This is a genomic window from Rosenbergiella sp. YN46, from assembly GCF_036620675.1.
GTDB lineage: Bacteria > Pseudomonadota > Gammaproteobacteria > Enterobacterales > Enterobacteriaceae > Jejubacter.
Map to the genome: position 1 here is coordinate 1 of NZ_JAZHEE010000071.1, position 5299 is coordinate 5299.

The 5299-nt window shown below is 39.6% G+C and carries 5 protein-coding genes and 1 pseudogene; 3 read left to right on the top strand and 3 right to left on the bottom strand.

Translation table 11 applies throughout. From position 1 onward, the window contains the following. Positions 1 to 77: 77 nt before the first annotated feature. Positions 78 to 809: pseudogene (locus V3W49_RS22395) on the bottom strand (phage integrase central domain-containing protein); the annotation flags it as partial. A 1082-nt stretch (positions 810 to 1891) separates the two neighbouring features. Between V3W49_RS22395 and V3W49_RS22400 the strand changes: the two are divergent. From V3W49_RS22400 to V3W49_RS22410, 3 genes are all read left to right on the top strand, one after another. After that, complete coding sequence (locus tag V3W49_RS22400; RefSeq protein ID WP_172907076.1) at positions 1892 to 2062, top strand: hypothetical protein; 171 nt, start codon at positions 1892 to 1894, stop codon at positions 2060 to 2062. A gap of 34 nt (positions 2063 to 2096) precedes the next feature. Next, complete coding sequence (locus tag V3W49_RS22405; RefSeq protein ID WP_157919301.1) at positions 2097 to 2402, top strand: hypothetical protein; 306 nt, start codon at positions 2097 to 2099, stop codon at positions 2400 to 2402. A gap of 87 nt (positions 2403 to 2489) precedes the next feature. Then, a complete protein-coding gene (locus V3W49_RS22410) occupies positions 2490 to 2984 on the top strand; it encodes a hypothetical protein (protein WP_323637740.1) in 495 nt (164 codons plus the stop codon). Positions 2985 to 3082: 98 nt separating this feature from the next. Here the strand turns inward: V3W49_RS22410 and V3W49_RS22415 are convergent, their stop codons facing one another. Further along, positions 3083 to 3712, bottom strand: coding sequence for a hypothetical protein (locus tag V3W49_RS22415; protein ID WP_323637741.1), 630 nt, complete (start codon positions 3710 to 3712; stop codon positions 3083 to 3085). A gap of 5 nt (positions 3713 to 3717) precedes the next feature. Continuing rightward, entirely contained in the window at positions 3718 to 5241 is a 1524-nt protein-coding gene (locus V3W49_RS22420) for a DUF927 domain-containing protein (protein ID WP_500148158.1), read from the bottom strand. Between the last annotated feature and the right edge of the window lie 58 nt (positions 5242 to 5299).

Here is a 5299-nt window from a genome sequence, read left to right on the forward strand (position 1 = left end):
CCGGAGGAATATCGTCAACAACATTACCAGCCCGGGAGCTCAAAAAGTGTATGGAACTAAAGCGGGTCTATTTACATCAGGAGCTGCCACTCAATAAGACACCGAGTCGGAACAGAAAGATTTGACATGACAAGAGTACGCATCAGCTTAGGTAATTCTTCTGGCCGCAGCGTCGGCATATTTTGTTTTTTGGGCTTTTCAAAGGCCATTCCGATACCTGATGCTGGATTGGCATCAATCAGACCTGTGTTTACGGCATAAATCATTATCTCGTTAATGCGTTGCACCAGCCGACGTACAGTCTCAAGCGCCCCACGAGCTTTGATTGGCTCAAGTGCTTCAACCAATGTTCGGGCTTTGATTTGCTGAACGGGGATCTCACCAATGGCAGGTAATACATCTTTCTCCAGTGAGCGCCAAATGTCTTTTGCGTAATCAGGGGTAACGCTTTTGCTTTTGAGTTGGAACCAGTTAGCGGCAACCGTCGAAAAAATACTGTCCAGAGCGATTTGCTGCTCTTCCTCTGCAACTTCAGCTTGGACTTGGGGGTCGATGCCATTAGCTAACAAGGCAAGGTAATCCGCTCTTAATCCTCGGGCATCAGCAAGCGATAGGGCGGGGAAGGCACCGAGCCCCATCATTGTCCGCTGCTTTGTTGCAGGACGTTGATAGCGAAAGCGCCAGAGCTTTTTGCCACTAGTCTTCACTATCAGGAAAAGCCCGTCGCCATCGTGTAGCGTTAGATCCTTCTCTAACGCCTTAGCGCGCAGAACTTCGGTGTTGGTAAGAGGGCGTGTTGTCCGTGCCACAGTGGCCGCTCCTTCATGAATTGGTATACGCTTTTAGGTATACATCCTACCGTATACCTAAACGTATACCAATAATCACCGGATTTAGCCGGATATTCTCGGACAACGACAGATACAAAAAAGCCCGCATGGCTTGTGCCATGCGGGCTTCTAGGATTTTCCCGGACGTATCCGGAAGAGCAAGTGCTGGCGGAATCTGAATTGTTTTTGTAATTTATTGTTTTAATTGTGTTTAATTTTAATTTGAATTTACACGGGTGCCATAGTGGGTGCCAATAAATTGATGTAACAGATTGATCAGTACATCAATGCATACTGCAAAATGATAACAAATTTAAGGATAGATACGGATTGCTTAAAAATGTGCGTCACATGTGTCACTGGCGTCATATCTTGCAAAATCAATGAGATACGATGGAACTTCGTGTCACATGGTGTGACGCGAGATGAAAAAGTGTCACATGTAAAGCGTTAAATTTTAGAAAACCTAACCAGTTTGGTTGGGGGACGTTGCTATTTTTCGTGCCACATTATCAGCTCATACATGCTCATTGATAGGTATACACTGTGATTATCTGACGGCATTTTCGCAACAGAAAAACTTGTGTAACCTTATCGGGTACTAACTCACGAAGTTTTAATATATTGATTTTACGTAGATCAAACTGCTCTGCACCAGAGGACCGCAGCATAAACGCTATTTATTCAACAAAGCCCAAGGGATATCCCGCAACTGCATACTCAATGCATTGATCACCTCAAGTAAGATAGGAAACATTGCGCACTTGTTGCAGCTTATCTGTGGAACTCGTCATCAGGTCCCCCCCTTTGGACTAGCTACATAGACGTGGGGAGTGTTATCTATAGGGTATAGGACACGAAATATGATATTTTTATAAAAAAATCAGTGTGTTACGAGGTGTTGTGTTTTTTTATGGCTGCTGTTGAAGCTAATTCATGATCGTTTTGGACGATCGATAGATCTTGATTGATCTGTAAAACCAATTTTATTTTTTCCTATATAAAAGGGATATTGCTCCTAAATAGCTATATGGATTGATTTATAAACTTCGGAGCATTGAATGAAAGATACCATTTTAGGCTTAATAATCATGATTATCGGAGGCGCAGGATGGTTAACATCTGTTATCTCTGATGCGTCTAATAATCGTTTTGGATGGGTACTTGTTGATGTGTTAGTTTTCCCATTAGGAGCGATAAGAGGAATAGCAATGTGGTTTGGATGGTATTAACTCCATTCTGGAAATTAATAACGGAGACGTGAATATGAAAAATTATATTAATTTATTAACTGTATTGTGCTTAACAGGATGTGCCGCTAACCCCAGTCACCCACAGTTAGAAAGTAAACTCCAAAAAGAAATTTATTCTAAATATAATTTACTGACGCCAAGTGATGTTACCATCTTAAATATTGAAGGGGAGAGAAATTACTCATACTTAGATTTAAAATATAAGGCAAAAATTGTTGATGGAAGGATGCTGAATTGCACTTCTAAATATGTTCATGATGTTACCATGATTATTGGTTTGGATTATATAACAAACACAGTTTGTGTTGCGGAGAAATAATGTTGATAATATTTATTAAATATTGAATTGATAGTGGGTAACTAAGTATTAAATTAAATGCGAACTGAATGCTATAGGAGGGCGATTATGAAATTAATATCCAAAATCTATAGGGAGATTGATGAGAAAAATTTATCAAGACTTAGTTTTGTTATACTTATACTGTCTTATTATGTTTTTCATAGTGTGGTTATGCTTATAATAACTATGTTTAATGTAAATATTAGTAAAAATGGAATTGGAGCTATTTTTCGCGAATTGGGAGGCTTTATATTCATACCTGCAAACACAATATTTTTAGTTGCTTTTTGCTATATTATGTTCATTAGGGCATATGCAATACAAACAGGTATGTTAAGAAAAGGTATTATGACACTTATTGTTCTTAGCGTTCTTCCATTTCTCCTTTTTTGCCTTAAAGATGAGTTCGTATCAAATCCTGAGCGCGATCTTTTCCCAATAGCACTGAGATACATATATTTCAAAGAAGATTTATCAGTAAGTTTGGGATTTAATTGGCAGATAATAGATATTCTTCTTCCGCTGCTATTGTTACTACCTAAAAATAAAGTCACAATTTAATTTATTTCATACTGTGTGTTTTTTTGAGAGTTGACGGTGATTTCCTAAACAACCGTTAACTCTCTCCTGAATATTCATAACTCGAATATATTGTTGTATTATTCCCATTTGTATTTTCTATCATTTAAAACCTCGTTTGCAAAAGAAATTCTTGCCTCATTCAATGATTTGAATTTAAATGAGCGACATCTATATGGTGGACTTCCAGCGAGAATAGATTTGGCAACACCCATCTTAGAAAGATTCCGTCCAAAAGAGGTACGATTTGTTCCCCGATATTCTTCACTACGAGTGAAAATTTCATAGAGATTTACAGATGGAACAATCAGACACCAGCCTTGTTCTGGTGTGGAGATATATCCCCTTTGTAAGCATTTAAACATAAATTGTTGAACATCGGTGAGTTCTTGCTGGCTAGTTGAAGGTGGTGTTGCTGTATAGTAGCGGATTTTCACACCATTAATATTTTTAATATGACTGTAGAGAGATATATTTTCAGCAGCTATGGCAAGGTCTTCTTTGGTGCATTTGAATGTTTTACAAAGATCACATTCATAAAAAATACTATCATGAGTCTCGGTATCAAGATGATTAATCCATATCTTGATTTTATTTGCCAGCGCCTGAGTATATGGAAGATAAATATCTTTAGTGTCAGAGTCCCCCTCACTTTGTTGCATGGGGTTAATTCCAAGCCTTTTATGCAAAGATGATAAATATGTATTCATATATATTAATCCTTATTATTTTCAGCGTCACAAAAACAAATGGGATAAACTCTGTACTGCTGCCCTTCAATCCTTACCCGAATACTACCACTTTGATTATTTTCCTGGAGTTTCAGAACTCCAGCCTCGGTTAATGCCTTAATAGAACGCTTAAAATCATAGCCTCGTGTGGCCTCACGAAATCCTGCCGAAGTGAACAGATATACTTTCCCCCCAGTCGGGGATTCGTCCCACCAGCCAGCACGTTCATTAATAAATCTGTTTGATGGATAACCTTCTTTACTGCTAAACCGACTGTCACTATAACGCTCAATAAAATCACGGACTTGCTGGAGAATATTCTGTCCTTCCAGTGGCACATTACCTACTGATGTTAACCATGACTGAAATATTGAAATCATAGTGTTCGTTGCATAACCGGCTTCCCACCCTGTCAGTCCGAATTTAGTGGCGAGTTCTCCTGCCAGTGCTAGCAATGCAAAACGTCTCGCAACACGCCTGGCCTGTCCACTCGCGTTAACTGGGTTAAATTCCTTGAGGGATTCAAATTTATGGAAATGAGTGGATAATTTTAACTTGCCATTCACCAGGCGAGAAAGAAATGTACGCCCTGTAACGCCGTAATTGATTTTTGATTGGGCTTTAAGATGTTCTGATAGTTCAGCACCAGAGTTAAAGTGATGAAGATTATCCCATGCACCATGAATCCGTTGAGCAGAAATATCCACTAACCTTACGGCTTGTCCTGCTTTAGCATTTTCACCAGAGAGTTGAATAGTTGCAGAAGTAGTTAATTCACCACTTGAGATAACTGCTGTTTTCCAGTGAGCTATGGCGCGTGCTGTCCCTCTTTTTGATGCGCGTTGCTTACCTTGTCCATTACCAAGAGCGTAGATAATTTGTCCTACTTCACGGGGATTACATTCGCTAATTTCATCCAAAGCTAACAACGTACCATTAAACATAGATGCAGCCCCTTCAATACCATTCGCAGTAGCTCGCCAGCTACGCATATAGTTAGGGCTTCCCCAGACAGAGCAGGCAACCTGGACAAGAGTAGTTTTACCTGTAGATGAGTCACCATAAAAATGCAAGCCTCCACTTTCTGCGTGGCAGGGTTCGATCAATGGACCAGAGAAAGCACAACAAATGGCAGTGGTCAATAACGGGTTACCTACAGCAAGTGCTGCAATATTATTGCGCCATTCTTCTGTAGTTCCGCTGTTGGAGTAAATATTAATAGGATCATCTGTTGACTGAAAGACAATCTCATTCTGTTTATGGATTCCGTAGGTGATATCTGGCATGACGAAAACATCTTCAAACCAGCCTAATTGTGGTGTGCAACGTATTTTTTTATCTGGAACGGTACCGGATAAATAGATATTCAAAAGTTTATTACTGGATATTTTTACGCCGAAAGACAGTAATATTCCACGAACAGGTTCACCATTACCGCTCAGGAGTTCCATAGGCATAGCCCATTTTTGTTTTTTTCCGAGAGGGTTGGTTGTAGTGGCATAGTTAATCTGGCCACCTGAACAGAGGTGATATCATCGCCTCATAGACAAAAACAGGTGACATTAT